The sequence below is a fragment of the Grimontia sp. NTOU-MAR1 genome (assembly GCF_035758505.1).
In the GTDB taxonomy this organism is placed as follows: Bacteria; Pseudomonadota; Gammaproteobacteria; order Enterobacterales; family Vibrionaceae; genus Enterovibrio; species Enterovibrio marinus.
Genome location: NZ_CP142108.1, coordinates 1,536,689 through 1,562,837 on the forward strand (window position 1 = coordinate 1,536,689; position 26,149 = coordinate 1,562,837).

28 protein-coding genes and 2 pseudogenes are annotated in these 26,149 nt (G+C 47.8%); 16 read left to right on the top strand and 14 right to left on the bottom strand.

Features of this window, described 5'->3' with window-relative positions:
• The first annotated feature begins 10 nt into the window (after window positions 1-10).
• From VP504_RS07090 to lipA, 11 genes are all read left to right on the top strand, one after another.
• The gene (locus tag VP504_RS07090; RefSeq protein WP_325893588.1) at window positions 11-685 is read left to right on the top strand and encodes an LPS-assembly lipoprotein LptE; all 675 of its coding nucleotides are present in this window, start codon (window positions 11-13) and stop codon (window positions 683-685) included.
• Window positions 682-1,710, top strand: a complete 1,029-nt coding sequence (holA, locus tag VP504_RS07095) for a DNA polymerase III subunit delta (RefSeq protein ID WP_325893589.1) — start codon at window positions 682-684, stop codon at window positions 1,708-1,710. Before VP504_RS07090 ends, holA begins: the two co-directional genes overlap by 4 nt.
• 127 nt (window positions 1,711-1,837) lie before the next feature.
• Window positions 1,838-2,155, top strand: coding sequence for a ribosome silencing factor (rsfS, locus tag VP504_RS07100; RefSeq protein WP_062712797.1), 318 nt, complete (start codon window positions 1,838-1,840; stop codon window positions 2,153-2,155).
• 4 nt (window positions 2,156-2,159) lie between these two features.
• Entirely contained in the window at window positions 2,160-2,630 is a 471-nt protein-coding gene (gene rlmH, locus VP504_RS07105; protein WP_325893590.1) for a 23S rRNA (pseudouridine(1915)-N(3))-methyltransferase RlmH, read from the top strand.
• 3 nt (window positions 2,631-2,633) lie between these two features.
• On the top strand, window positions 2,634-4,535 hold the full coding sequence (gene mrdA, locus VP504_RS07110; protein WP_325893591.1) for a penicillin-binding protein 2: 1,902 nt from the start codon (window positions 2,634-2,636) through the stop codon (window positions 4,533-4,535).
• Complete coding sequence (gene mrdB / locus VP504_RS07115) at window positions 4,532-5,653, top strand: peptidoglycan glycosyltransferase MrdB (RefSeq protein WP_325893592.1); 1,122 nt, start codon at window positions 4,532-4,534, stop codon at window positions 5,651-5,653. Before mrdA ends, mrdB begins: the two co-directional genes overlap by 4 nt.
• Complete coding sequence (locus VP504_RS07120) at window positions 5,653-6,468, top strand: septal ring lytic transglycosylase RlpA family protein (RefSeq protein ID WP_325893593.1); 816 nt, start codon at window positions 5,653-5,655, stop codon at window positions 6,466-6,468. The genes mrdB and VP504_RS07120 overlap by 1 nt, the downstream gene beginning before the upstream one ends.
• Window positions 6,469-6,610: 142 nt before the next feature.
• A complete protein-coding gene (locus tag VP504_RS07125) occupies window positions 6,611-7,783 on the top strand; it encodes a serine hydrolase (RefSeq protein WP_325893594.1) in 1,173 nt (390 codons plus the stop codon).
• 254 nt (window positions 7,784-8,037) lie between these two features.
• Window positions 8,038-8,307, top strand: a complete 270-nt coding sequence (ybeD, locus tag VP504_RS07130; RefSeq protein ID WP_002542316.1) for a DUF493 family protein YbeD — start codon at window positions 8,038-8,040, stop codon at window positions 8,305-8,307.
• A 125-nt stretch (window positions 8,308-8,432) separates the two neighbouring features.
• The gene (gene lipB, locus VP504_RS07135; protein WP_046307634.1) at window positions 8,433-9,086 is read left to right on the top strand and encodes a lipoyl(octanoyl) transferase LipB; all 654 of its coding nucleotides are present in this window, start codon (window positions 8,433-8,435) and stop codon (window positions 9,084-9,086) included.
• Entirely contained in the window at window positions 9,083-10,048 is a 966-nt protein-coding gene (gene lipA / locus VP504_RS07140; protein WP_325893595.1) for a lipoyl synthase, read from the top strand. Before lipB ends, lipA begins: the two co-directional genes overlap by 4 nt.
• Window positions 10,049-10,274: 226 nt before the next feature.
• Here the strand turns inward: lipA and VP504_RS07145 are convergent.
• A pseudogene (locus VP504_RS07145) lies at window positions 10,275-10,462 on the bottom strand (glycosyltransferase); the annotation flags it as partial.
• Window positions 10,463-10,614: 152 nt separating this feature from the next.
• On the opposite strand from VP504_RS07145, the gene VP504_RS07150 reads away from it, so the two are divergent.
• Window positions 10,615-11,292 (top strand): response regulator transcription factor, encoded by a 678-nt coding sequence (locus VP504_RS07150; protein WP_325894001.1) that lies wholly within the window; start codon window positions 10,615-10,617, stop codon window positions 11,290-11,292.
• Complete coding sequence (locus VP504_RS07155; RefSeq protein WP_325893596.1) at window positions 11,289-12,587, top strand: sensor histidine kinase; 1,299 nt, start codon at window positions 11,289-11,291, stop codon at window positions 12,585-12,587. The genes VP504_RS07150 and VP504_RS07155 overlap by 4 nt, the downstream gene beginning before the upstream one ends.
• A gap of 111 nt (window positions 12,588-12,698) precedes the next feature.
• Here the strand turns inward: VP504_RS07155 and VP504_RS07160 are convergent, their stop codons facing one another.
• A complete protein-coding gene (locus VP504_RS07160) occupies window positions 12,699-13,031 on the bottom strand; it encodes a PepSY domain-containing protein (protein ID WP_325893597.1) in 333 nt (110 codons plus the stop codon).
• 293 nt (window positions 13,032-13,324) lie between these two features.
• On the opposite strand from VP504_RS07160, the pseudogene VP504_RS07165 reads away from it, so the two are divergent.
• Window positions 13,325-13,617: pseudogene (locus VP504_RS07165) on the top strand (DDE-type integrase/transposase/recombinase); the annotation flags it as partial.
• 261 nt (window positions 13,618-13,878) lie between these two features.
• On the opposite strand, the gene VP504_RS07170 reads toward VP504_RS07165, so the two are convergent.
• The 6 genes from VP504_RS07170 to VP504_RS07195 all read right to left on the bottom strand — a co-directional run bounded on the left by VP504_RS07170 (window position 13,879) and on the right by VP504_RS07195 (window position 17,087).
• Window positions 13,879-14,325 (bottom strand): hypothetical protein, encoded by a 447-nt coding sequence (locus tag VP504_RS07170; RefSeq protein ID WP_002538519.1) that lies wholly within the window; start codon window positions 14,323-14,325, stop codon window positions 13,879-13,881.
• 142 nt (window positions 14,326-14,467) lie between these two features.
• Window positions 14,468-14,968, bottom strand: coding sequence for a GNAT family N-acetyltransferase (locus VP504_RS07175; RefSeq protein WP_325893599.1), 501 nt, complete (start codon window positions 14,966-14,968; stop codon window positions 14,468-14,470).
• A gap of 136 nt (window positions 14,969-15,104) precedes the next feature.
• Window positions 15,105-15,560, bottom strand: a complete 456-nt coding sequence (locus tag VP504_RS07180; RefSeq protein ID WP_083939882.1) for a DUF1993 family protein — start codon at window positions 15,558-15,560, stop codon at window positions 15,105-15,107.
• A 168-nt stretch (window positions 15,561-15,728) separates the two neighbouring features.
• Window positions 15,729-16,076 carry an immunity protein Imm33 domain-containing protein gene (locus VP504_RS07185; RefSeq protein WP_325893600.1) on the bottom strand — a complete coding sequence of 116 codons (348 nt, stop codon included), beginning with the start codon at window positions 16,074-16,076 and terminating at the stop codon, window positions 15,729-15,731.
• Window positions 16,077-16,112: 36 nt separating this feature from the next.
• Window positions 16,113-16,592, bottom strand: coding sequence for a hypothetical protein (locus tag VP504_RS07190; RefSeq protein WP_325893602.1), 480 nt, complete (start codon window positions 16,590-16,592; stop codon window positions 16,113-16,115).
• A gap of 129 nt (window positions 16,593-16,721) precedes the next feature.
• The gene (locus VP504_RS07195; protein ID WP_325893603.1) at window positions 16,722-17,087 is read right to left on the bottom strand and encodes a hypothetical protein; all 366 of its coding nucleotides are present in this window, start codon (window positions 17,085-17,087) and stop codon (window positions 16,722-16,724) included.
• A gap of 482 nt (window positions 17,088-17,569) precedes the next feature.
• Between VP504_RS07195 and VP504_RS07200 the strand changes: the two genes are divergently transcribed.
• Together VP504_RS07200 and VP504_RS07205 are read left to right on the top strand one after the other, a co-directional pair.
• Complete coding sequence (locus VP504_RS07200; RefSeq protein WP_325893604.1) at window positions 17,570-19,111, top strand: YjjI family glycine radical enzyme; 1,542 nt, start codon at window positions 17,570-17,572, stop codon at window positions 19,109-19,111.
• 26 nt (window positions 19,112-19,137) lie between these two features.
• A complete protein-coding gene (locus VP504_RS07205; protein ID WP_325893605.1) occupies window positions 19,138-20,019 on the top strand; it encodes a YjjW family glycine radical enzyme activase in 882 nt (293 codons plus the stop codon).
• 25 nt (window positions 20,020-20,044) lie between these two features.
• Here VP504_RS07205 and VP504_RS07210 read toward each other — a convergent pair whose 3' ends face one another.
• From VP504_RS07210 to gpt, 6 genes are all read right to left on the bottom strand, one after another.
• Window positions 20,045-20,959: a LysR family transcriptional regulator gene (locus VP504_RS07210; protein WP_325893607.1), complete on the bottom strand. Its 915-nt coding sequence runs from the start codon at window positions 20,957-20,959 to the stop codon at window positions 20,045-20,047.
• A 110-nt stretch (window positions 20,960-21,069) separates the two neighbouring features.
• Window positions 21,070-22,323 (bottom strand): glutamate-5-semialdehyde dehydrogenase, encoded by a 1,254-nt coding sequence (locus VP504_RS07215; protein WP_325893608.1) that lies wholly within the window; start codon window positions 22,321-22,323, stop codon window positions 21,070-21,072.
• A gap of 51 nt (window positions 22,324-22,374) precedes the next feature.
• The gene (proB, locus tag VP504_RS07220) at window positions 22,375-23,532 is read right to left on the bottom strand and encodes a glutamate 5-kinase (protein ID WP_325893609.1); all 1,158 of its coding nucleotides are present in this window, start codon (window positions 23,530-23,532) and stop codon (window positions 22,375-22,377) included.
• Window positions 23,533-23,637: 105 nt separating this feature from the next.
• Entirely contained in the window at window positions 23,638-24,042 is a 405-nt protein-coding gene (crl, locus tag VP504_RS07225) for a sigma factor-binding protein Crl (RefSeq protein ID WP_325893610.1), read from the bottom strand.
• Between the two features lie 209 nt (window positions 24,043-24,251).
• Window positions 24,252-25,505, bottom strand: coding sequence for an esterase FrsA (gene frsA / locus VP504_RS07230; protein WP_325893612.1), 1,254 nt, complete (start codon window positions 25,503-25,505; stop codon window positions 24,252-24,254).
• Between the two features lie 142 nt (window positions 25,506-25,647).
• Window positions 25,648-26,106, bottom strand: coding sequence for a xanthine phosphoribosyltransferase (gene gpt / locus VP504_RS07235; RefSeq protein ID WP_325893613.1), 459 nt, complete (start codon window positions 26,104-26,106; stop codon window positions 25,648-25,650).
• Between the last annotated feature and the right edge of the window lie 43 nt (window positions 26,107-26,149).

The following is a 26,149-nucleotide window of genomic DNA, read 5'->3' on the forward strand; positions in this document are numbered from 1 at the left end:
GGAGTATTCGGTGAAATCGATCTTTCGCTCTCTCCGAACCCTGCTAGTCGTGGTGGCCGCTCTGGCCACCGCTTCTTGCGGATTCCACCTTCGTGGCAGCTACAACCTGCCAGAAGAAATTCAGAAACTGTCAGTCACCAGTTTCGATAAATACGGCAAACTCACCCGTGAAATGAAGACACAACTGCGTCTTCATGACATTGATGTCATCCCGCCCGCCCAAACCATTTCCAACTTGCATCTGAAAGGCGAGAGCTATGGTGAAAGCACACTGTCGCTTTACCAGAACAGCCGTGTAGCGGAAAAGCAATTTGCTTATACCGTCAGCTACTCAGTGACAGTGCCGGAGAAAGGTAGCTATAACTTTTCGACATCTCTTAGCCGCACTTACCTCGACAATCCTTTAACCGCCTTGGCGAAGTCAGTGGAAGAGGAAATGTTGGCCCAGGAAATGCGTGTTGAAGCGACCAAACAAATCATGCGACAGCTTGCCCGCCTGAATACGCACATCGAAGCTTTCGATCGCAAAGAAGCTGAAGAAAAGGCACTGCGTGAACTGTATCAAGGTGCAGAAGAAGAAAAGCCTTCCATGACTATTGAAACCCGTTTCGACGGCAAAGATGACGAAACACGCGGTAAGCCTCTGTCGAGCTTCACCACTCGCGGTGAAGAAGAAACACAATGAGGATTTACCCAGAGCAACTGACACAGCGTCTTAATCAGGGGCTGTGTCAGACTTACCTTATTTTCGGTAACGAACCACTGCTCAAAGAAGAATCCAAGCAAAGCATTATTGATATTGCGCAGAAGCAGGGATTCGACGAAAAGCACCGCTTCGTCATTGACAACCAGCTTAACTGGCAGGACGTTTACGACGTTTGTCAGGCACTGAGCCTGTTCGCCAGCCGACAAATCATCATTCTAGCATTACCTGAAAACCCGCTAACCACGGCTCAAGCGAATGCGCTGAAAGAGCTGCAGCCTATGCTGCATCAGGATTTGGTTTTGGTCCTTGATGGTCCTCGCTTGAACAAAAAACAGGAATCAGCCAAGTGGTTTACCAGCTTCCAGACAAACGGTTTGTATGTGCCATGCAACACACCTGATGGCAGACAGCTACCCCGTTTTATTGAGAACCGCTGCCACAGTCTGGGATTGCATCCGGATCACGAGTCCGTGATGTTACTGGCCCAATGGCATGAAGGTAACCTTCTCGCACTGTCGCAAAGCCTGATGAAGCTTCAACTGCTCTATCCCGACGGTGAACTGACACTGCCGAGGCTCCAAGACGCTTTGTCACGCCACAACCACTACACGCCGTTCCAACTCACCGACGCACTGATTGAAGGCAAAGCCAAGCGGGCAGCGCGTATCGTTCGCCAGCTTGAAGCTGAAGGCGTGGAAATAACTATCCTACTGCGCGTTATACAAAAAGAGCTGATCCAACTTTGTAAAATGCAGGAATACGGAGCGTCTGGCATGGGCCTAAGCAAAATCTTTGACCATTTCAGAGTGTGGCAAACACGTCGTCCAGCAATGACAGCCGCGCTCCACCGTTTGACGCTGCCAACGCTGATGCACCTTCTGCAAAGCCTTGCTGCCATCGAAGTAATGGTAAAAACCGACTTCGACAGCCAACCTTGGCCGGCACTTTCCGCATTTTGTCTGGAGATGTGTGGTCATCCGCTTCCGCTATCACCTGTCAACTGACAGTCAAACAGCGACACCGCTGTATTCTATTCATCACAGCCAGTGGTATAATTTTTAGATTCGTCCTGAAAAAGGACTGTCCTGCATTTTTGCAGAACGTTAGGCCAAAACCGATAAGGGGAAAACATTGCTTCCGGAACAACTTCAAGACTTTGTTGTCGATAAAGCAGATGATATGAAAGCCGCAGACATCGTCACTCTTGATGTCCGTGAGAAGAGCAGCATTACCGACTTTATGGTGCTTTGCACAGGTAACTCCAAGCGCCACGTTTCGTCCATTGCAGAACACGTCGCCGATGAGGCACGCGCAGCCAATGTAGATACTCTGGGTATGGAAGGTGAAAACGAAGGCGAATGGGTTGTACTGGATCTCGGTGATGTGATGCTTCATATCATGCAAGATGAACAACGTCAGTTGTACCAGCTAGAAAAGCTGTGGAACTGACGCAATGAAGTTACAACTGATTGCGGTCGGCACTAAGATGCCGAAATGGGTCGAGGAAGGCTACAAAGAATATAGCCGCCGCTTCCCAAAAGACATGCCGCTGGAGCTGGTAGAAATCCCTGCGGGTAAGCGCGGCAAAAATGCCGATATTGCGCGTATTCTGCAAAAAGAAGGGGAAGCCATGTTGGCCGCCGTTCCAAAAGGTAACCGCATTGTGACGTTGGATATTCCGGGCAAGCGCTGGGACACAGAGCAACTCGCAGAGCAGCTGGAGAGCTGGAAGTTAGATGCTCGAGACGTGTCTATTCTGATTGGAGGCCCTGAAGGGTTGGCACCGGCTTGTAAAGCAGCTGCTGACCAAAGTTGGTCGTTGTCTCCGTTGACACTTCCTCACCCGCTGGTACGTGTGGTGATGGCTGAAAGTCTCTACCGCGCCTGGAGCATAACAGCAAATCACCCTTATCACCGGGAATAATTCATGAAGCACAAGCGTAGTCCAATACGCGATCATCAGGCCGAGTCTTCCCTCTTTTTCCGTCGGGCCGTAGTGGCTTTCGGCGGTATTCTCGTTCTTGTCGGCGTCTTGCTTTTCAACCTGTATAACATTCAGGTAGAAGATCATGATGATTACATCACCCGCTCCAACGACAACCGTATCAAGGTCGTTCCCGTAGCGCCAAACCGTGGATTGGTTTACGACCGCAATGGAAAGTTGCTAGCAGAAAACCGCCCTGTTTATGCATTGGAAATCACACCCGAGCAGGTGAAAGACATTCCCGGTACCATTGCCAGCTTGCAGGAATTGCTGCCTATTTCAGAAAACGAAATCCGGGCTTTCGAGCGCGACAAGAAACGTACCCGCCGTTTTAACGCCGTCACACTGAAAAACCAGATGACGGAAGAGGAAGTGGCCATTTTCTCTGCCAACCAACACAAGTTCCCTGGTGTTGAGATCAAAGGTTACTTGAAGCGTTACTATCCTTATGGTGACGCGCTGACACACGTTTTGGGTTATGTGGCAAAAATCAACGATAAAGACATTAACCGTCTTGATCGTGAGGGTGTGCTTAATAACTACAAAGCGACCCGCGATATAGGAAAACTCGGCATAGAGCGCTTCTACGAATCTGAATTACACGGAACCGCTGGTTATCAGGAAGTGGAAGTCAACAGCCGTGGACGCATTATCCGCACGCTAAAGTATGTGCCGCCAGAGCCGGGCAAAGATCTGGTACTTAACCTTGATGTTGACCTGCAGTTGTACATTCGCTCTATCCTCGGCGATCGCCGTGGTGCAGTTGTGGTACTTGATCCTAAAGACTCTTCAGTACTGGCTATGGTATCGACGCCAAGCTATGACCCGAACCTTTTCGTTCACGGTATTTCTGGCAAGAACTACCGCAAATTACTGAATGACAAAAACCGTCCGCTGGTGAATCGCGCCACTTTGGGCATCTATCCCCCCGCATCCACGATTAAGCCTTTCATTGCCGTTGCGGCACTGGAAGAAAAAGCCATCACGCTGAATACCACGCGAAACGACCCAGGTTACTGGCGTTTACCAAACTCAACCTCACGACCTTTCCGTGACTGGCTCGCATGGGGTCATGGTCGGGTAAATATCGTTCAATCGATTGAAGAGTCGGTGGATACTTTCTTCTATCAAATTGCCTATGACTTGGGCATCGATAAACTATCTACTTGGATGAGTCGCTTTGGTTTCGGCGATTACACGGGTATCGACATCCATGAAGAAAGCAAAGCCAACATGCCGACTAGAGAGTGGAAAATGGCTCGTCATCGCCAGCCTTGGTACAAGGGTGACACGATCCCAGTCGGCATCGGTCAAGGGTATTGGACGGCTACCCCAATGCAAATCGCTAAAGCAACCTCTGTATTGGTGAACCGTGGTGAAGTAAACCCTCCTCACCTCCTCCAACGTATCGAGAACGAAGGAGTCATGGAAATTGCACCATTTTCTCCCTATCCACCGATTGAAAACGTAGATGAGAAATACTGGGATGCCGCTCTAGAAGGAATGCGCCTCGTCAACCATGGCAAAAAAGGGACAGCTCGCCGCGCTTTTGCCAATGCAGAATACATCACTGGTGGTAAATCAGGTACTGCACAGGTTTTTGGTCTGGGTGAAGACGAAGAGTATAACGCGGATGAAATCGCGGAGCATCTGCGCGACCATGCGCTTTATACCGGCTTTGCACCCTTTGAGGATCCGGAAGTGATTGTCTCTATGGTTTTGGAAAATGCCGGTGGTGGCTCCAGCAATGGCGCCCCTATTGCCCGCCGCATCTTCGACCACATGCTGGTTGATGGCTACAAAAACAATAAGAATGCTGATAAGAAGGAGGAGCAAGTCCAATGAGCTTGTTTGCATCCACGGGTCAGAAGAAGACTGTGTTTGAGCGGTTGCACATAGACTTGCCTCTTTTGCTTGGTATCCTGGCTCTGATGGGCTTTGGCCTCATAGTGATGTGGAGTGCCAGTGGCCAGAGCATTGCTATGATGGAGCGTCAGGTTTTCCGGATCTTTCTTTCGTTGGGAGTGATGTTTTTCCTCGCACAAATCTCTCCGCGGCATTATGAGTTTTGGGCACCCTATCTCTACGTAACAGGGCTGTTGATGCTGATAGCTGTATTACTGTTCGGTGAAACCGCCAAAGGTGCTCAACGGTGGCTGGACTTAGGAGTCATTACTTTTCAGCCTTCTGAATTGATTAAGTTAGCGGTCCCTTTGATGGTCGCGCGCTTTATCGGCAAAGAGCCGTTGCCACCGCGTTTCCAGACGTTGGTAATTGGTCTAGTCATGGTGTTTGTGCCGACTATTCTCATCGCTAAGCAACCCGATCTCGGCACCTCTATTCTGATCGCGGCTTCCGGTATTTTCGTTTTGTTTCTATCAGGTATCAGTTGGCGAATCATCTTAGGGGCTGGTACTTTGGTAGCGGCTTTCATCCCAGTACTTTGGTTCTTCCTGATGCGCGAATACCAGCGAGTCCGTGTTCGCACCCTGTTTGATCCGGAATCCGACCCATTAGGCGCGGGTTACCACATCATCCAGTCAAAAATTGCCATTGGTTCCGGTGGAATTGGCGGTAAAGGTTGGCTTCAGGGCACACAATCTCAGTTGGAGTTCCTGCCAGAACGCCATACCGACTTTATCTTCGCCGTCATTGCTGAAGAATGGGGCATGATTGGTGTCTCATGTTTGCTGGCACTTTACCTTTTCATCATCGGCCGCGGCCTGTTAATAGCCAGCCGTGCGCAAACGGCGTTTGGCCGTATGATGGCAGGCAGCATAGTGCTTAGTTTCTTCGTTTATGTCTTTGTTAACATTGGCATGGTAAGTGGCATATTACCTGTCGTTGGTGTTCCCCTTCCTCTTGTCAGCTATGGCGGTACCTCCATGGTGACTCTAATGGCAGGTTTCGGCATCTTAATGTCTATTCACACTCATAGAAAAATGCTTTCTAAGGCTCTGTAATGAAAAAATTATTGCTGATTACCGCTCTCATTCTTTCCGGCTGTGCCACACAAAATGATGACCGCTACAGCCTAGAACATGACAAAGCCCCGGAAGCCATTCCTACGCTGGATCATGTCGAAGATGCACAGCCACGATACGAGCCTTACAGCCGAGCGGGTAACAAGGACTACACCGTCCGCGGTGAAAGTTATCAAGTGATGACAAACCCTGAGAGTTACACTGGGGAGGGCATTGCTTCATGGTATGGTAAGAAGTTCCATGGTCACAAAACCTCAAATGGTGAGATTTATGACATGTTCTCTATGTCTGCGGCTCATAAAACACTGCCACTACCTAGTTATGTGGCAGTAGAAAACACTGCTAACGGCAAAAAAGCGATCGTTCGCGTCAATGACCGCGGTCCTTTTCACGAAGGGCGGATCATTGACCTGAGCTATGCCGCAGCATCCAAACTCGACATCCTCAAAACCGGGACTGCCCCTGTAAAAGTGACACTACTCAAGGTTGACAAACCTCAGGACAATAATGAGTGGCAAGGAGCCCGCCTTAACCGCTATTTTGTACAACTGGTAGCGATATCCAGTCAGGACAAAGCGGAGAAGGCCGCGGACACATTCCAGAAGCAATTCGAGTTGCCGACAGATATCCATCAGTCAGGTAGCGTTTATCGCGTGCGTTTGGGGCCATTTTACGATTATGACCAGACACAAAAAGCCGCATTACTTGCCAGGGAACAGCAAATAAATGAGGCATTCGTCGTTGTAGAGCCAATTACTGATGAACCGGGCAAGAAATCGGGTGTCAGTAATTAGGTTCCAAGACTATTTTAGGTAAGCAGCTCCTAATGCTCGTCATTTAGTAAGTTGTTGTAACCCTGTCTGACACTACCCTGACTATCTGCTATAGTGTTGGCAGTTTTTTGACTGAAGAAATACCAAGTAAGTACCTATATATATGAAAAAATCACCCTCATTGTTGCGCTCTTTAGTCTTATCGACTGCTGTCTTCTTTTCCGCTGCAACTGTAGCAGCCCCAACCGTCGTCCCGGATGCGCCTCAGATCTCGGCAAAAGGGTACGTACTGATGGATTACAACTCGGGCAAGATCCTGGCAGAAAACAACGCCTACGAACGTCTTAACCCAGCAAGCCTGACCAAAATGATGACAAGCTATGTCATCGGTCAGGAAGTTGAACGCGGCAACATCAGCCTTGATGATGATGTGGTGATCAGCAAAAACGCCTGGGCAAAGAACTTCCCTGGCAGCTCAAAAATGTTCATCGAAGTTGGCACCACCGTCAAAGTGGAAGATCTGAACCGCGGCATCATCATCCAGTCAGGTAACGATGCATGTGTTGCAATGGCCGAGCACATTGCAGGTTCCGAAGACTCGTTTGTAGACCTAATGAACGGCTGGGCAAAAACCCTGGGCATGAAAGACACCCAGTTCGCCAACTCACACGGTCTGGACCATGACGACCTGTATACCACGCCTTACGACATGGCGCTGCTGGGTCAAGCAATGATCCGAGATGTACCGGAAGAGTACCGCATCTATAAAGAGAAATCGTTCACCTACAATGGCATTACCCAGTACAACCGTAATGGCCTGCTGTGGGACAAGAGCATGAATGTGGACGGCATCAAAACCGGCCACACTGACAAAGCAGGTTACAGTCTTGTAAGCTCGGCTACTGAAGGTGACATGCGCCTCATCGCGGTTGTCATGGGTACCAACAGCGCAAATGCCCGTAAGGCAGAAAGCAAGAAACTGCTGAACTACGGGTTCCGTTTCTTCGAAACCGTCGCCCCACACAAAGCGAATGAAACTTTCGTCACAGAGAAAGTGTGGATGGGTGACACCGATCAAGTCGCGCTTGGTGTTTCTGAAGACACATATGTAACTTTGCCACGCGGCAAGGCAAAAGAGTTGGAAGCAAGCTTTGTGCTTGAAAAAACGCTAGAAGCACCAATTGCGAAAGGCGATGTAGTCGGAAAGCTTTACTATCAGGTAGACGGTGAAGACATCGCAGAATATCCACTGGTTGCGCTAAATGACGTGCAGGAAGGTGGCTTGTTCAGCCGTCTGATGGACTACATCATCATGTTCTTCAAGAACTTGTTCTAAGACTCAAGCCATCACTTTCAAGGGCAGCTAATGGCTGCCCTTTTTATTTCCCTTCTCGGCCCCATATATACTCAGACGACCTGATGATGCTAGCTTAATCCGGCACCTTAAGGTTGTTTCGGTACAAGAAAAAGTCACCAACTTGTTTTCTCAACACAGGACGATTACTATTCGTTTCCAACAAATTGCGTGATCATCTGCACATATATTTTGGGTCAACAGAGAAAGATCTGTGACCAATTCTGGAGTAACCGATGCAAGAGCAACCAAAACTAAAAGACCTGCTGGAATTCCCGTGTAAGTTTACTTACAAGGTCATGGGATACGCGAAGCCAGAGCTGACAGATCTGGTTTTGGAAGTGATCCAGCGCCACGCACCGGGCGATTACAGCCCAAGCGTTAAGCCAAGCGGCAAAGGCACTTACAACGCAGTTTCAGTCACCATTACGGCCACTTCTATCGAACAAGTTGAAACGCTGTACAAAGAACTGGGTGACATTGAAATCGTGCGCATGGTTCTGTAATCCTCTATCAGACTAAAGAACCACAATACCCATACGATTAGGCGGCTGTTATTTCAGCCGTCTGTCATTATAATGTCGTGACTGAGACAGCTATCCCCATCATATTCAATTCCGGCAGGTGTACATTGCAGCAGAACCGCCTCATTATCAGACAACTCGGATTGCGTCCTTACGAACCAACGTGGAAAGACATGCATGCTTTCACTGACGAACGTAACGCCGATACAACTGACGAAATCTGGTTGGTAGAGCACGAACCTGTGTTTACCCAAGGACAGGCGGGAAAAGCTGAACACTTGTTAGCAACGGGGGATATCCCGGTAGTACAGAGTGATCGTGGCGGTCAGGTGACTTATCATGGTCCAGGCCAACAGGTGGCTTACTTCCTGATTGATCTGAAACGCAAAAAGCTGGGTGTGCGAGAGCTGGTCACTTCGATTGAGAATATCGTGATCGATACCCTCGCCCATTACGGTATTGAATCCCGTGCGCGTCCTGATGCGCCGGGCGTATATGTGGGTAACGATAAAATTTGCTCGCTGGGTCTTCGTATCCGCCGAGGCTGCTCTTTCCATGGGCTGGCGCTTAACGTCAATATGGACTTGTCACCTTTCCTTCGTATCAACCCTTGCGGTTATGAAGGCATGGCAATGACACAAACCGTCGATTTAGGGGGCCCGGCATCACTGCCCGAGCTATACCCTGTGTTAGTAGAGAAACTGACTTCGCATCTGGGCTATGATCAGGTCGAGTCCCTAACAGAAAGCAATCAACTATGAGCAAACCGATCCAGATGGAACGCGGTGTTAAGTACCGCGATGCAGACAAAATGGCGCTCATCCCGGTCAAGAACATGCCGACCGAACAAAAAGAGATGCTGCGCAAACCTGAGTGGATGAAGATCAAGCTGCCTGCGGACAGCAAGCGTATCCAAGACATTAAGTCTGCGCTTCGCAAAAACAATCTGCATTCGGTATGTGAAGAAGCGTCCTGCCCTAACCTGGCGGAATGTTTCAACCACGGCACCGCGACCTTCATGATTCTGGGTGCGATTTGTACCCGTCGTTGCCCTTTCTGCGATGTGGCACACGGCCGTCCCAACCAGCCTGATGAAAATGAGCCAGCGAAACTGGCAAAAACCATCAGCGACATGAAGCTGAAATACGTGGTTGTGACTTCAGTAGACCGTGATGATCTTCGTGACGGTGGTGCGAAACACTTTGCTGACTGTACCCGCGAAATCCGTGCGCTGAACCCAGAAATCCGCATCGAAACGCTGGTTCCTGACTTCCGTGGCCGCATGGACACTGCGCTGGAATTGCTGAAAGACAATCCACCAGATGTGTTTAACCACAATCTGGAAACCGCACCACGCCTTTACCGTAAAGCGCGTCCAGGTGCGAACTACAAATGGTCTCTGGAACTGCTGAAGAAATTTGGTGAAATGCATCCAAACGTCCCAACCAAATCCGGTCTGATGATGGGTCTGGGCGAGACCAAAGAAGAGATCATCGAAGTTCTGAAAGATCTGCGAGCACACGGCGTGACCATGCTGACACTGGGTCAATACCTGGCACCAAGCCGTCACCACCTTCCGGTAGAGCGTTACGTGCCGCCAGAAGAGTTTGATGAGCTGAAAGATATTGCACTGGAACTAGGCTTTACTCACGCAGCTTGTGGTCCGTTCGTGCGTTCTTCTTACCATGCTGACCTTCAAGCGCAGGGCGTGGAAATCAAGTAAGCGCTAACGCAAATCTAAATACGAAAACGCCGAGCACTGCTCGGCGTTTTTTGTTTCCGATCGTCGAAGCTTATTTACTTTGGGAGAGGTAAATCTCGTGGTGCTCTAAATAGGTTTTGGACAAAATCTAGTTGGCAAGGTGGCTTAGCCGATTGAGTTTTTGATAATAAAAAATAATGGATTCTTGACTTAGTGCTGCATGGTCTAGTTTTTGAGGAGCAGGTCAGCCGTCGTCGACATAGACGATTTCGCAGCGTTCTGGCATTTCATCCAAAACGGTGGCTAAACGACGATGAAATTCAGGCAGGACTTCTTGCTCGTTAAAGAATGACACCACTACAACAAAACTGTTTTAGGCTCAGTGTGTTGGCTCACCTTTGAAAAGGTTGCAGCGTGAATATTGAAGGTTGACATGCTACTCTTCAACTAAATCCGATGAATGAATCCAGTCTACAAACATCAATGTGAAAGAGGTGTTGTTGACATCTTTTTCACGTTCTTAGTGAATAATGTTCGGTTAAGACGAAGTCTTATTTTCGAAAACTCGCCCACTTGGAGAGAAATACATTAAACGCGTACTTTTAGTCGAAGATAATCGAGAAATCGCAGGCATGCTGTTCGATTATTTTGAGTGTGCAGGTATGGAACTCGATTATGCAGACAACGGCGAGCTCGGCCTGAAACTGGCGATGGAAAACACCTTCGACATCATGTTGCTCGACCTTATGCTGCCACGCATGGATGGCCTGACTATGTGTAATAAACTTCGCGATGCGGGCAATAACACACCGGTGCTTATACTGACGGCACTCGATAGCCGTGACGATATGCTCAAAGGCTTTCAACACGGCGCCGATGATTACCTGACCAAACCTTTCGATCTGGATATTCTTGAAGCGCGCATGATGGCACTGATCCGCCGTTACCGTGGCACCGTCGCGTCGAGCAAGTTGGAATACGGTGAAGTGTCTATCGACCGAAAAACGCGCAAGGCTTACCGCCAAGATAAACTGCTGGCGCTAAACCCAACCACTTACACCATTCTGGAAATGCTTGTAAAAAACGCACCCGATGTGGTGACACGCGAAGAAATCGCCTTCCAACTTTGGCAAGAGAACGAGCCGAACAACGACGTTCTGCGCAGCCATATTTACCAACTTCGCAGCCAACTTGATAAGCCATTTGAACAACATGTGCTGATCACCGTGCCGAAAGTTGGTTTTCGCTTGGAGACAGGTGCATGATCAATCGCTTACTTGCTAGCACGCAAAGCACACAAAGTATGACAGGGCGACTCGCTCTGTTTTTCTCTTTGGTGTCGGTCGTGATTGGCATCTTCTGCTTTTTGTTGATTACCGGCTCCCTGCTTTGGTCTGAAGACCGCGTGGGTGAGCGTCGTATTATGGTCGACAAAAAAGAGGCGATTGAACATTTTAAGTCCCATCCAGAGCAAGGCAGTATTCAGCTTGACCTGCTCACCACCGCGTACAATGACATCTCACTAGTTGCCGAGCGCTACCAAAAATACCTAATTGGTCAAAAGCACTTTCTTGACGAAGTAGAGGTCGGTGAATACTCACGCATGGTTTACATGAGCACTTACACCTATAAAGGCGTTGAACATCCGGTGATCCTGGTTTCCTTGATTGATGAAATCGAGATCACCTCTGAGGAATTCATTCTCGTCGTCGCTATGGTGTTGTCGATTGTCGCCGTGCTGATGTTTCTGTTTGGCAGTCTGTTGCTGCGCTTATCACAGCGACTGATTGAACCCGTCAATGCGCTTAAAACCCAACTCGATCATCACCAAGGCGATGCAACGCAGACTTTTAGTGTGCCAGAAGGCTCGGCGAAAGAGTTCCAAACTCTTGCGGATGAGTTGAATGAGTACCGCCACAAAATCAACCAAGTCATTAAGCGCGAGCAAGCCTTTGCTCGATACGCGAGTCATGAACTGCGTACACCGTTAACGGTGATGAAAGGCTCAAGCAGCTTACTGGCGAGAAGTGCGAAAACGGATTTCCAAGCCCGCCAAGTGAACCGAATTCAGGATGCAACGCAGCAGATGTCGACCATTGTGGATGCCCTACTCGGCATAGTACGTTACGAGCGTAATGTAGATGATTCGCCAGTACGCAGCATCACCGAAGAAGAACTCAACCAAATCATCTTCCAAAGCCAAGCTCAGGCGGATGAGAAAACACTCAGCTTTGATGTACAGATCGACGGCAACCCAAGAACGCGCGCGACCAATGCTGTACTGACCATTATTCTTGGCAATCTGATTCGCAACGGCATCGCCGCGACACCATCAGGGTCAATTCGTATCAGTATGGATGAGAACACCATCTCGGTACGTGATGAAGGCGAAGGCTTTTCGTCCATTCCGCATTCTGATGGGCATGGATTAGGTTTGATGATTGTGGACGATTTGTGCCAACGCTATGGCTGGCAATTTAAGATTGGTACACATCCAGAAGGTGGATGTGAGGCTGTGATTGCTCTTTCGTCAGATCATCAAAAGGCTTGCTCAGAGTAACTTCCTCAGCAATAAATTCAATCAAAGATATCGCCAGTTTTAGTTGACCATTGCAAACACGACACATAGTTAACAGGCGGCAACAGTGCCGCCTTAATCATTTTTAACTCTTTACTTATCGACGTCTCCGATAACACCCTCATGGGATAGGTCGCCTGATAGCTCTGCTTTTATCTCTGCAAGCCTTTCTTCTTCAGCTGCGACAATCTTTCCTGTTAGGGCATCAACCTCTATTTCATAGGCTTTGTCGTCTTTTTTAACGAACACATCCCATTGAGTATCTGGTTTATCATGGCGAATGCCAAGCACTTCAATATTCAAAGCGCCGAGCGCAGCTTTAATGGCTTCTTCTTGGTTAATAATTTCTGCATTTGACGCTGCGTAATTTGGAAGGCTCACTACACCAAGTGCAATCAAAGTCGAGCATAACATTAACTTTTTCATTGGAATCTCCTTAACATCTTATTTACCCGAGGGAGTTCTTTCGTTGGCGCTTCCATAATGTAGGTAGTAATGTAAAAAAAATGTGAATGCGGCATTTGAGCGTTATTCCATCAAAAAAACGCACACTTTTGTCGTGCCAGGTATCTTGGTTTGAAAGAGGGAGCGATTGTGTTTTTAAGTGTAAGTGCATTAACTATACAAGTTTTTCACATTTATATTGATAGATAGGGTTTGTTGCAAAAACTGAAATCGAGCACCGGACTCAAGCTACCTTCTCCTGAACATATGATCCAATGAACAATCCCCATTTCAAATGGAAACACTTCGCCCCTGAGATCATTCTTTGGAGCGTCCGTTGGTACAGCTCTACGCCCCTGAGTTACGCACACCTCAGTGATATGCTTGCCGAAAGAGGGATCGCCGTTAACCGTTCGACGCTTTACCGCTGGTTTATTGAGTATTCCCCGAAACTACGTAAGACTCTCAAAAATTATCAATTTATCCGCTCTGACTCCTTGTGGCAGCTTGACGAAACGTATGTAAAAGTGAGGGGGAATGGCATTTTCTGTACCGCGCTATCAACAAGTAACGAGAAACCATTTATACAGATTGACGGTCAATTTTAGATAAGATTTTCTTATCTCAAACCTCGGAGTTTAACTCGCATAGCGCTATTGCACTAACAAGATTTGGGGCATTAACGTGCCAGGCTGATCGGCCTGACACGAGGCTGGACAATTATGGGTTAGGGTTTGTACCCGTAGCAGCTCACTTCGGATAAGTTGAGTTTGGGCAAAGAATGGATTTTCAGGGTCGGCTGCTCAACACTTCTTCTTATTTGTTAGGCTTAACGTTCTCCATTTATCTGCCTTGCAAAATCTGCGTGAAAGCTGATTAGCTCTATACCATCAATTGCTTTTATTGATGCATTGTTGCTTTCAACAGTACAGAAAGGCGGATAAACGAATAGCAGCTGACCAACCTTTAGCTCCAAATCGCTTGGAATATTCAATCTTTCAATTGGGTCCTCTTCTACCCAAGCCAAAAACTGCTCCCAAGTACAACCAAATTCATCAATCTCACCAGTTTCAGCATTCAACTTAACTACCAAGTTATCTCGAATAAGGAATTGATCGCCAAAGCAATCCTGAGCAATCGGAAAATCGCTTGCTTTAACTTCTCGATACAAGTTGTGGAGAGCAAATTCACCTTCTAAAAAGGTATTAACATTTAGCAAGCGTTCTTGTGCATCATGAGAGCGAACCTGAAGACCACCTGAATATAATATTTTCATAGTTTCCCCTGTAAGCCTAGCGCCCAATTAAGGGGTGAGCAACGCTACCACCCAACCTAAAGCATTGTACCGTAACCACTAAAATTGAAGTCGAAGCAAAAATGCCAAGCGTTGGGAATCCCTCTTAAATTGTTTGTTAGGCTTAAACTCGCTTGACCATTAATAGATCAATAATAACTGAACCTTCAAATTCCTCAGACATAAAACCATCTGCGAATTCAAAGCCATGCTTAGAATAAAACTGAATTGCTGCTTCATTGTTGTCGAGCACATATAACTTGATCATTGTTGTTCCCAGAGCTTGGGACTCTTGCTCTAAATGAGTTAGAAAGCTGCTACCAAGTCGTTGACCATAGACACTAGGACATAAGTAGAGTTTGCTTAGTTCTATAATTTCTGCTCCCTCCGGGGAAGCAAAATAGGACATGAACCCAACAACCTTGTTGGCTCTTTCAGCGACAACTACAGTCTCGGTGTTATTTCTTATTATTTTCTGCCATTCATCTACACGTGATGAAACGGTAAAGCCATTAATATAATCAGCAGGCATAAGCCCATCGAACGCAGACTTCCACGAATTCACGTGAATTTGTGCGATTTCCCGAGCATCCGTTTGGACTGCTTTCCTTAGATTAATGCCCACTGATTCCTCCTTGAAGCCTAACGCCCTGCTAAGTGGCTAGCAACGCATTACACGATACTTAAACTAGCCGCCGTAAACACTTTACCAAACTAGAGCCCAAATTGCCGAGCGTTGATAGTCCGCCTTGAGCAGTTTGTTAGGGCTTGAACCTAAAACCCATTGGATAGCTATGCAAGCCATCAAAATCACCTTTGCTGAGCGGAACACCATTTTTCCTAGCAATTGCATACACCATACTGACGTGGAACATATAGTTGGGGATTATGTATTCTAAGATGAAGCTGCTTTGAGGGAGTGACACTTCTGAAAAACCGGCGGAATCAGAAATTGATTTATTGTCATCAAAATTCTCCACATCAGGCATTGACTCGAGATGTGTCCTAACCTTTTCTAGCATCTTAGAGACAGAATCTTTCCCCGAGCCAACGAGTTTATACGACGCTGAATCAGCACCTACCAATGGGCAATAACCTCTCAACAAAAAATTAGCTGCAACTTGTGCGTTTAACTCAAGAGAAAACATGCCGTCAGATAAGGATTCAGAGAATACATCATTTTGTACTTTATCTACGATAACGCTCAGTTGCTTCAAATAACCAAGGAATAATTGCTTTGTCGAAATTCTAATATTGACCTCCTAGAGCCCTAACGTCGCAATAACGGGCGCTTATCAAACCACCCAAAACTGCTTTAATCCTTTGTATTCAGAACACTTTGAAAAGCTGCCGCATTGACAAAGCGCCCCGCATTGTTTGCCTTGTTATATGCTTTCATCTGCAACTACTTGGTCAAACCAAACATGCTCTGACTCACCACCTAAGTTAAAACGATACCCAAAAGGAAGAGCCATATATATTGCTAATTCAGGGCGTTTTTCAATGATGTGCTCAAAATGCACAGCAACCAATGAGCTGATGTTGCCGTCATATTCATCTGTAGTTAACCACCAACCACTCATATGGTTTGGTGATGGGTAACGAACCCCTTCGACCGGGGTTGAGCCTTCATAAATGCCTTTAGAAATAGTAACAAGTTGAGTAAGCTCAACAGGAGCATATATTGCTTGATAGTGCTCACAGCATTCCTTTTGGATTAACTCAATACTCAAGCTTCTAACTCCGAAATTGAAAAAGCATATAACGCCTTAAGCAGAGGCGTTCGTTGTTTGCGCGTCCTTCTGACTTAATTTGTTGTGTGATTTTCTCAAATACAACTTAGATGCTATATACGATGCCACTAAAGTCTCAACTAAGGCCATAGGTAAAACCGTCACTAAATACGACCAGCTTGAAAGGTTCATATTTGCCATACCAACCCAAAATAATACAAAGAAAAAGCACCAAGACATGACACCACTAATAGTGATTGATTTAGTATTGTTGCCAAATACCTGAGCACACAGCCAGAATAAAAATACGTATAAAGCCGTAAGTAATGTGTCCCACAAGCCCCAAATGGCAAAAATACCCCAACTCATATCAGCAACATTTGAGACAACAGATAGATAGCTATGCATTTCTGGTCGTACAAATAGGAAGTACCTAAACACCTCAGAGGCGTTAACCCATAGACTTACAACAACTGTAATTATTATGAAATCTTTTGCCACGAATTCTTTATTCATTTCTCTTGAGTACCTATATACACATAACGCCCGCCTTAACAGGCGGAAAATAGCAGGCTAAAATTAGCGACGAAGGAGCGCAAGCCTGCTGTTTTTCGTCCTTTGTTTAAGCTTTTGTTAGGTGACATTCTAGGAACTGCCTTGATAAACGTTAGCGCTAAAAACAAACCAAGTTTGCTGTATTTTGTGACATATATACAAAGTGCGAAACTCTATATTTTGAGTTTCAGTTTCAATAAGCCAGCCAATATTGACTGCCACTTGCCCTACGTCTAATCTTTGTTGATTTAAAATACTAAACTTTGCCTGCTTATAGCCAATATTGCCCATGTCTCGACAGTTGTTACTAAACTTATTTAAGAGTTCTATCTTATCGGTATAAGTTTGAACACCATCTGAGTCAACTATTGCACAAGGAAGACGATATAGACTAGCAATAGCTTCAGGGTCAAAGGCATCCCAAGCCGCAGCGTATTTTTGAAAAAGTTCTTCCATGTCTAATTTTTCCTTTGTCACCTAACAACTTATTAGCGGGCATAAAGCCCGTTTAGTACAAAATCGAGACGCCCGATTAGTCCGCGTACACTTAAGACACTTTATCATACAGCTTAGTAGAATCAGTGGATTAGCTTATTGGCTTGTGGTCCAAAAGTGAGAAATCGGGCGTCCCGAATTTAAAGCGTTCACATTTTTACTATATACATATCCCTGTATTTTTATACATAGGGAATGCAATAGAAAAATTTGGCCATTGTACGTCGATTCAAGTGCTGGATTGTTCGAAATGCTAACTCACTTTGGGGCATTCTTGAGTTACGCTGAGTACAGGCTCAGATCCCTCCCCTTCAACCCTTTGAAACGTCAATTACATCCGCAACGCGGATTGCTATTTCGGAAAAATACGTTTCTTGATTGTTCAATAGTGGCAAACCGGATTCGCGCTTAGAATAAACCCAAATTAAAGTAGGGTCTTTTCCATGAGCAAGCATCTGACAGAACTTCAAGAACGTTTCTACCAAATCATCAACAATCCAACCCTGTCGCCAAAGCAGAAAAACCAATGGCTGGCGTTGGAAGCAGAAGCAAGCCTGCCTTACATGGATATCTCGGACGATATCGAGCAGGCGATGAAAGACGGCGTTATCTGTGACATGTTTGAAGGTCACGCTCCGTTCAAACCACGCTACGTACTGCCAGACTACGCGAAGTTCCTGTCTCAGGGTTCTGAGTACCTAGAGCTGTCTCCAGCAGAGAACCTTGATGATGCGCTGAACATGCTGAACATCATCTACCACCACGTACCGTCTGTGACCAACATTCCTGTTTACGTGGGTCAGTTGGATGACGTGCTGATGCCTTACGTGGGCGAACTGTCAGACGAAGAGATCTACCAAAAAATTAGGCGTTTCTGGATCATGCTGGACCGCACCCTGCCAGACGCATTCATGCACGCAAACATCGGCCCCGCAGACAACATCATCTGTCGCACTATCCTGCGCGTGGATGCTGAGCTAAAGCAAATCGCACCGAACCTGACGTTCATGTACGACCCAGCGGTAACGTCTGACGACCTGCTGCGTCAAGCGACCTCAAACATCGTTGAGTGCAGCAAGCCGCACATCGCGAACTACCCAATGCACGCTGCGGCATACGGCGACAAGCGTTTCGGTATTGTAAGTTGCTACAACTCGCTGCCACTGGCTGGCGGTTCTAACACCTTAGTGCGTATGAACCTGAAGCATGCTGCTGAGAAAGCAGAAAGTGCTGAAGACTTCCTGAACGCTGTGCTGCCAACGTACAGCAAGCTGATGGTTGAACTGATGGACGTTCGCAGCAGCTTCCTGCACGAGTCTTCAAACTACTTCAAACACTTCCTGGCAACAGAAGGTCTGATTGAAGAAGGCCGTTTCGCGCCTATGTTCGGTATTTACGGCATGGCGGAAGCGGTTAACATTCTGATGGAGAAAGACGGTCAGTCACTGAAGTACGGCCACGACATCGCAGCAAACGAACTGGGCCACGCGATCTCTGCAAAACTGGCTGAGATTGTTGAAGCAAGCCCTGTTAAGTACGGGCTGAACGGTAAAGCGGTACTGCACTCACAAGGTGGCATCAGCATCGATAAAGACGTCACACCGGGTGTTCGTATTCCTTACGGTACTGAACCAGACCCAGTAACTTATGTGCATGCAACCGCTGGTCACCACAAATACTACACCTCGGGTATCAGTGACATTCTGACCATCGACGAGACCGTAAAATCAAACCCAGAAGCCATGTTCAACCTGTGTAAGGGTGCAATCAACAAGGGCTACCGCGAGTTCACCGCGAACGTTGCGTCAAACGATCTGGTGCGCGTAACGGGTTACATGATCAAACTGTCTGACATCGCGAAATACGACGACGAAGGCTCTCGTAAGAACACCACGTGGCTTGGCGCGGAAGCGGCTTGCAACACAGGTATTCTTGACCGCGCACCACGTGTGGTGAGCTTCGAGACCACGCCTGTTTACAAATAAGCGATAGAAAGAAATACCGCCGGAGAATGTCAGTGAAACCGAGTAAGACAAACGCATTGGTCAGCCGTATCCTGACATTCTCTTGTGTCGATGGACCGGGCAACCGCCTGGTCATCTTTTTGCAGGGCTGCAATTTCGACTGCATTACCTGCCACAATCCGCATACTATCAATCACTGCACCGATTGTGGCGATTGTGTAACGCCCTGCCCTGCTGATGCGCTGTCATTCAGTGCTGAAGGCAAAGTGGTTTGGGATGCGGCAAAGTGTACCCACTGCGATCTTTGCATCGACGTCTGCCCTCACAAGTCCAATCCAAAAATTGTCAGCTACAGTTTGGACGACATGCTGGCCTTGGTTCGCCAACACCACTTTTTCCTGAACGGCATTACGGTGTCAGGCGGTGAAGCCACACTGCAACTATCATTCATCATCGAGCTGTTCAAAGCCGTAAAAGCTGACCCTGCGTTGTCTCACCTAACATGCTTTATCGACAGCAACGGTTCATTATCCCGCTCAGGTTGGGAGCGTGTTGCCCCTTACCTTGATGGCGCAATGATTGATTTAAAATCCTGGCAATCAGAGACACACCGCTGGCTCATTGGCCGCGATAAACACCGCGTCATTGACACTATCGACTTGTTGGCTGAGATGGGAAAACTGCACGAAGTGCGTTTGCTTCATATTCCAGGGAAAAGTGATTTGGATACGGAAGTGGATGCCGTCGGCGCGTATCTCAACAAACTGCCGGAGTCGGTTCAAATTCGCCTCAATGCCTTTCAGCACCATGGCGTGATGGGTCAGGCACTGGAGTGGGAAAAATGCAGCGAAGCGGAAATGGATCGCTTCCACGACTTGCTGTTCGACCGCATTCAGCGCCCCATGCTGAAACCGACCATTTATACCTAACTCATCACCTCACTTTGATTGGCGATTAACTCTCGGCAATAAGCTGGCTATGAAGCCAACGACAGGCTGGGTTATTCAAGCTCACCGTATTCCACACCAGACTGTATGCCACCTGCCCATAATCGAATGGCAGAGATTTCACCACCAGTCCTTTTGCCTGCAACGCGGTTTCCGCCCAACGTTTAGAGCAGGTAAACAAATAGTTTGAGTGGTGACAGGTGGATGCTGCCGAACCAAAGTCCGCCACGCGCATGGCTATTTGGCGCGCACCATAGTGCTGGGTTAGGGTTTGTTCGAAATACGGCTCTGACAAATCTTTATCTATCACATTGATATGGCGACAACTCAGGTAGCCATCAATGTCTAACTCCGCACTTGCCAACGGATGGTTTGGGTTCATCAAACACACCATTTCATCCTCCAGAATCGTCTGCCAGACTAGGCTTTTGCTGAGCGTTGGTGGCTGACTGACATCGTGAGGAAGTACGAGAAAATCCAGTTTCCCACTCAGCAGCGCTTCGAAACTGAATTGCTCCTTGGTGGAAATACTAAGCTGCGCACTGGCACTCAGTTTTTGGGAAATATCACACAGCGTGGGCGCGAAAAGTTCAAAAGTACTTTCCCGCATGGCGAGTGACAGACTGCCGCCAAACCTCTCAGGTGCGAATTCACCCTGCTCAAAGATACCGCTGATGTTGGAAAGCACGTTATGGATAGCAGGACCAATGCTGAGCGCATATTGCGTCGGCATCAATTGGTTGCCGCGACGGAAAAAGAGTTCGTCATTCAGATCGGATTTAAGCTGCCCCAATGCTTTACTGACACTTGATGGCGTCACGCAAAGAATCTCTGCCGTTTGTGTCACGCTGTGCGTCATCAAGAGCACATGCATCACAGTGAGGTTTTTCAGGCTGATGCGGGAGAGCGTGGTGTAATCCATGGCGGTCTTTTTCAATCGTAAAGGTTGGCGAAAGATTACCTTCAAAGAGATTGGCAGAAAAGAAAAAGGCACGCTTTCGCGTGCCTTTCAATATTCATTTGGTGCGCGGTTTAAGCGCGTGGCAGGTAGTCTGCTTTACCGACCCACTTGTAGGTGGTCAGCTCTTCTAAGCCCATAGGACCACGTGCGTGCAGTTTCTGAGTAGATACCGCAACCTCTGCACCCAGACCGAACTGTGCACCGTCAGTGAAGCGAGTAGACGCATTCACGTATACCGCCGCAGAACCTGCACCATTGATGAAAGCTTCTGCTGCTGCCAGATCGTTGGTCAGGATCGCATCTGAGTGGCTCGCATTGTGGTCACGCATGTGTTTGAGCGCAGCATGCACATCGGCGACCATAGCCACGCCCAGTGTGTAGCTCAGCCATTCGGTGTCGAAATCACCTTCCGTTACTTCCTGCAGATCTGCAACGCCGCCCAGCAATGGCAGCGACGCTTTATCAGCAACGATTTTCAGCTTGTTGTCATTGAACAGTGGCGTCAGTTTTTGCAGCACCTCAGCGGCAACCGCTTCGTGTACCAGCAAGGTATCCAGCGCATTACACGCAGAAGGACGTTGAACCTTGGAATTAATAATCACATCCAGTGAGCGCTCGAGATCAGCCGTTTTATCTACGAACAAGTGACTGATGCCGAAGCCGCCAATGATCACAGGAATCGTGCTGTTTTCCTTACACATTTTGTGAAGACCCGCGCCGCCGCGAGGGATGATCATGTCAACATACTCGTCAAGGCGAAGCAGCTCACCCACAAGCTCGCGATCCGGCTTTTCAATGTACTGCACAGATGCAGCTGGCAAATCGGCTTTTTCTAGCGCCGTCTGAATCACTTTCACCAGCTCAACGTTTGAGTGGAAGGTTTCACGACCACCACGCAGAATGCTGGCATTACCGGTTTTCAGACACAAAGAAGCGATATCAATGGTCACGTTCGGGCGCGCTTCATAGATCACACCAATAACGCCAATGGGTTCACGGCGACGGCTCAGTGTCATGCCATTTTCCAGCACTTTGCAGTCAATCTCACTGCCAACGGGATCAGACAGCGAAATCACGTTGCGAACGTCAGCAGCAATACCCGCCAGACGCGCTTCGTTCAGCAAAAGACGATCCAGCATCGCGTCGGGCAAACCCGCTTCGCGTCCCGCATCGATGTCTTTTGCATTGGCAGCAAGGATAGTTGCTGCGTTCGCTTCCAATTCGTCAGCAATGACTGCCAGCGCTTTGTTCTTTTGCGCTGTCGGTGCCGTTGCTAGTGCGTAAGCAGCGTCTTTCGCTGCACGTCCCATTTGTTGAAGACTCATTTCAGCCTCTATTGCTCTTCCTGAATAACTGCGGTTTCTGCCACAGTCTGATTAATCGATAACGACCAAGTCGTCGCAGTGCACTGCGACCGCGCCGTGAGCGTATCCCAGAATATCTTGAATATCCTGGCTATGTCGACCCGCGATCGCGCTGAGATCTTTGCTTGAGTAGCGACAAATACCGCGTGCCAACTGTTTACCTTTCTGGTTACAGATGCGTGCTACTGAACCTCGGTCAAAATGACCTTCCACCCCAGTAATGCCTTTTGATAACAGGCTGCTGTGACGCTCAACCACTGCTTTCGCGGCGCCGTCGTCAATAATGATGTTACCCGCTGGAGGAGGCCCAGCCAGAATCCACCGCTTGCGGCTTTCCAGAGGTGATTCCAAGGGAAGGAAGCGCGTACCGGCCTCTTTGCCATCCACCAAATGTTGAATCACTTCCGGACGACTACCTGCTGCGATCGTCACTTCAATACCTGCACGGCGAGCAACATCTGCTGCCTGCAATTTGGTTGCCATACCACCCGTCCCCAAACCGCTTACACTGCCGCCAGCCAACTTGTGCAGGGTCTCGTCAATGGTATGTACCTCACGGATAAGCTCGGCTTCCGGATTGCTACGCGGATCGGCAGTAAACAGACCGGGTTGGTCAGTCAAAAGTAGCAGCTTGTCAGCTTCAGCCAAAATCGCAACCAGCGCTGACAGGTTGTCATTATCACCAACTTTGATTTCCGCCGTCGCAACTGCATCGTTTTCATTCACCACAGGCACAATATTGTTCAACAGCAACGCCTGAAGCATGTCGCGTGCATTAAGGTAACGCTCGCGGTCATCCAAGTCAGCACGGGTCAGCAGCATTTGACCAATGTTAATGCCATAAATGGCAAACATGCTTTCCCATTCCTGGATAAGACGGCTTTGACCTACAGCAGCTAGCATTTGCTTATTAGCAATGGTACTGGCAAGGTCTGGATAGTTGAGGTGTTCACGACCCGCAGCAATCGCACCAGAAGTGACAACAATAACTTTGTGTCCCTCTCGAATAAGCATGGCGCACTGACGCACTAGCTCAACGAGATGTGCGCGGTCGATTTTCTTGGAGCCGCCAGTCAGTACACTGGTACCGAGCTTAACGACGATGGTCTGACGATCAGAAGTATCGCCAGCACCAGAATAGACAGATGAAACGTTTTCTTGGCCTGACATGACATTGACAACATAAAAGCGATTAAGCCCTTCTTTTATCAATCCCAGACCAAGATAACAAGTGATTAAAGCAACTCAATCACATAATTCATCAAAAGGAGAGGTTTAGGCTGCAGAACCCAGTTTAGGCTCTTTCAGTGAAGGCTTGGCAGTGATTTCCAATCCCAATTCGCCTTCGACAAATTCAGTTATTTTTGAATAAAACGCATCAAGCGAGGCTTTTACTTCGGTAGAAGACTTATTTGGTACATTCTCCGCCTTCCACGATCCCTCGGTATCAAATTTACCGAAAGTATAAGCGTACTCAAACCCACCCTCTTTGGGTGAAATTTCCATCCACCAGCCCCAAAACTCACGGCATTCTGGTGATTTTTTGGCATTCACGCAAGCAGAAAGGCAATCAAAGAAATACCCTTCTTCCGAGCATTTATTTTGGCGTAAGTAAGGCCCCAACTGCGCAAAACGCGTCAGCAGGCGCCCATGTGAAAGCGTTTTTGTTTCATCGGTCATAGCAAGCTCCCATAAGACGAGAAAGGTTCCGTTTCAACACTACCGCGTACTGGCAAAAAAGGGGCTGTTTAGCGCAAAGCCCCCATTTTTATTATGTGCATTTTCACCAGCAGGTAATGCTTGTATAACACGCTACGATCAATATATCGTCCCATCGAGCATTGCTTTGAGCATTTAATGAATGCTCCACGCCGTTAAGAAGATCTATATCACAATGTATCGCTAAACCATTTCACAGCATCATTCATTATTCTGTGATATCCATCATGAAGTGGTCTATTGGGTAGCGTCTTCGCCTTGCCACCAAAACTGTAGAGTGCAGCAAGTTGATTATCCGTTTCTGGGCAAACTGGGTCACCTTCCAGGCTTAACGCCAATACCGGCACTTTGGTTTTTCGGCCGGATAGCAGTCCTTGATTTTTTAGCGACAGCGCTTGCAACTGAGTCAAAAACGATGTTGACGCCTGCACTTTCCCCATTCGGGAAGCGATAGTATCTAGATGCATCGGTGAGATCTGTCTAAGGCGCTGCATATCACTCAGTAAGGCGTGCAATACCCCACCAATGGATACGCAAGACTTGATACGATTCTCTTCCACAAACGCCATACGAACTGCAGCATTACCGCCAAAATGTACGCCCATACAGCCGACACGATGATGGTCAACCCAAGGTACTGAAGTGAGCTCACTCAGCATCGCCTGATGCAACTTGCTGGTATCCTCGCTCAGGGGCCAATGACAGCTACGACCAACAGACGGCATATCCAAAGTCAGCATGGCGATATTCGCAGGTGCAAAGTAGGTTTCGAACAGACGCCATAAGTCAGTCTGCAATGTATCCAAACCACCACTGACGATCACAGTAGGTAAAGGCTCATTGGTATGGGGAAGGTACAGGAAACCTTCGAGCGGTTTACCATCAACCTTAGTGATGATGTTTTTGATTTTGTATTGGGATTTTTCAATTGCAGAGTGGAAAGCCTTGTTGGCCAACACTTCAGCCTGCAAAGAAAGAGGATCGCCTTTTAAATGGGGGTAGGCAGCAATACTGAAATGGGTACAGGCATGTAGCCAATGCTCCGCAGCATCAGTTTTGTTTCCCCGCTCTTCGCTCTCTTGCGCAAGCTTCTGATGCTTCATGCCCTCCTGCGTCCATTCATAGGACCAGTTTCCAGGTCGATAACCCACAACCGTATCCAATAGCGTTTCACTGGTGCGGTTATTATCAGAGCCCGCAATACGCGCCAAAGTTGCTTCCATCTCAATGGGATCAATACCTTGCCAAATCCACTGAGGGCGACGCAGCGTACGGTACCAGCTGTTATTGCTGTCTCCATCTAAAGTGTTGTGAACACAATTTGCCGATTGGTTGACCGACCCAACAATGGTCGAGGTTTCCTTGGCATGCTTGTGTTGTTTGAAGAGTTTTACTGAAAGGTTTTCGGATTCGGCTTCGCTCACGTAACCTCTCCCTGATTAAATAACTGAACTGATACTATTCTATACTCAAACATGCTGAAAACCATCGCTTCACATGAATGATAAGCGCCTAACTTCAAACACAAAAAAAGCCCCATAAAGGGGCTTTCAAAACCGGTAACGATTAGCGCTTTGAGATTGGCTCAACGAAAGTCACGCCCATGTCCCATGGTTGCTCAATCCAGCAATCCTGCGGGATATCTACGACATAGTCATCAACCAGATGCTTACCGGCTGGCTTCGCACAAACAGTCACGAATTTCGCTTTCGGGTACATTTCGCGAATCACTTCTGCAGTACCCCCGGTATCAACCAGATCATCCACTACCAAGAAACCTTCGCCATCTCCGTCTGCTTTCTTCAGAACACGCATATCACGCTGGTGATCGTGATCGTAGCTAGAAATGCAAACTGTATCCACGTGGCGAATACCCAGCTCACGCGCCAGAATTGCTGAAGGAACCAGACCACCGCGGCTTACCGCGATAATACCTTTCCACTGTTCTGCCGGTAGCAGCTTTTCAGCTAATTGGCGGGTGTACATTTGCATGTTGTCCCAGGTGATAACAAACTTGTTGCTCATTTAGAAAACCTCAGGCGTTAGACGCCAATTTAACTCAGTAAAA

Excerpts from the sequence above, each read along its gene's own strand:
- holA (WP_325893589.1), top strand. The coding sequence starts at position 682 with ATGAGGATTTACCCAGAGCAACTGACACAGCGTCTTAATCAGGGGCTG.
- rlmH (WP_325893590.1), top strand. The coding sequence starts at position 2,160 with ATGAAGTTACAACTGATTGCGGTCGGCACTAAGATGCCGAAATGGGTC.
- mrdA (WP_325893591.1), top strand. The coding sequence starts at position 2,634 with ATGAAGCACAAGCGTAGTCCAATACGCGATCATCAGGCCGAGTCTTCC.
- mrdB (WP_325893592.1), top strand. The coding sequence starts at position 4,532 with ATGAGCTTGTTTGCATCCACGGGTCAGAAGAAGACTGTGTTTGAGCGG.
- VP504_RS07120 (WP_325893593.1), top strand. The coding sequence starts at position 5,653 with ATGAAAAAATTATTGCTGATTACCGCTCTCATTCTTTCCGGCTGTGCC.
- VP504_RS07125 (WP_325893594.1), top strand. The coding sequence starts at position 6,611 with ATGAAAAAATCACCCTCATTGTTGCGCTCTTTAGTCTTATCGACTGCT.
- ybeD (WP_002542316.1), top strand. The coding sequence starts at position 8,038 with ATGCAAGAGCAACCAAAACTAAAAGACCTGCTGGAATTCCCGTGTAAG.
- lipA (WP_325893595.1), top strand. The coding sequence starts at position 9,083 with ATGAGCAAACCGATCCAGATGGAACGCGGTGTTAAGTACCGCGATGCA.
- VP504_RS07155 (WP_325893596.1), top strand. The coding sequence starts at position 11,289 with ATGATCAATCGCTTACTTGCTAGCACGCAAAGCACACAAAGTATGACA.
- VP504_RS07160 (WP_325893597.1), bottom strand. The coding sequence starts at position 13,031 with ATGAAAAAGTTAATGTTATGCTCGACTTTGATTGCACTTGGTGTAGTG.
- VP504_RS07170 (WP_002538519.1), bottom strand. The coding sequence starts at position 14,325 with ATGAAAATATTATATTCAGGTGGTCTTCAGGTTCGCTCTCATGATGCA.
- VP504_RS07190 (WP_325893602.1), bottom strand. The coding sequence starts at position 16,592 with ATGAATAAAGAATTCGTGGCAAAAGATTTCATAATAATTACAGTTGTT.
- VP504_RS07195 (WP_325893603.1), bottom strand. The coding sequence starts at position 17,087 with ATGGAAGAACTTTTTCAAAAATACGCTGCGGCTTGGGATGCCTTTGAC.
- VP504_RS07200 (WP_325893604.1), top strand. The coding sequence starts at position 17,570 with ATGAGCAAGCATCTGACAGAACTTCAAGAACGTTTCTACCAAATCATC.
- VP504_RS07205 (WP_325893605.1), top strand. The coding sequence starts at position 19,138 with ATGTCAGTGAAACCGAGTAAGACAAACGCATTGGTCAGCCGTATCCTG.
- VP504_RS07210 (WP_325893607.1), bottom strand. The coding sequence starts at position 20,959 with ATGGATTACACCACGCTCTCCCGCATCAGCCTGAAAAACCTCACTGTG.
- VP504_RS07215 (WP_325893608.1), bottom strand. The coding sequence starts at position 22,323 with ATGAGTCTTCAACAAATGGGACGTGCAGCGAAAGACGCTGCTTACGCA.
- proB (WP_325893609.1), bottom strand. The coding sequence starts at position 23,532 with ATGTCAGGCCAAGAAAACGTTTCATCTGTCTATTCTGGTGCTGGCGAT.
- crl (WP_325893610.1), bottom strand. The coding sequence starts at position 24,042 with ATGACCGATGAAACAAAAACGCTTTCACATGGGCGCCTGCTGACGCGT.
- gpt (WP_325893613.1), bottom strand. The coding sequence starts at position 26,106 with ATGAGCAACAAGTTTGTTATCACCTGGGACAACATGCAAATGTACACC.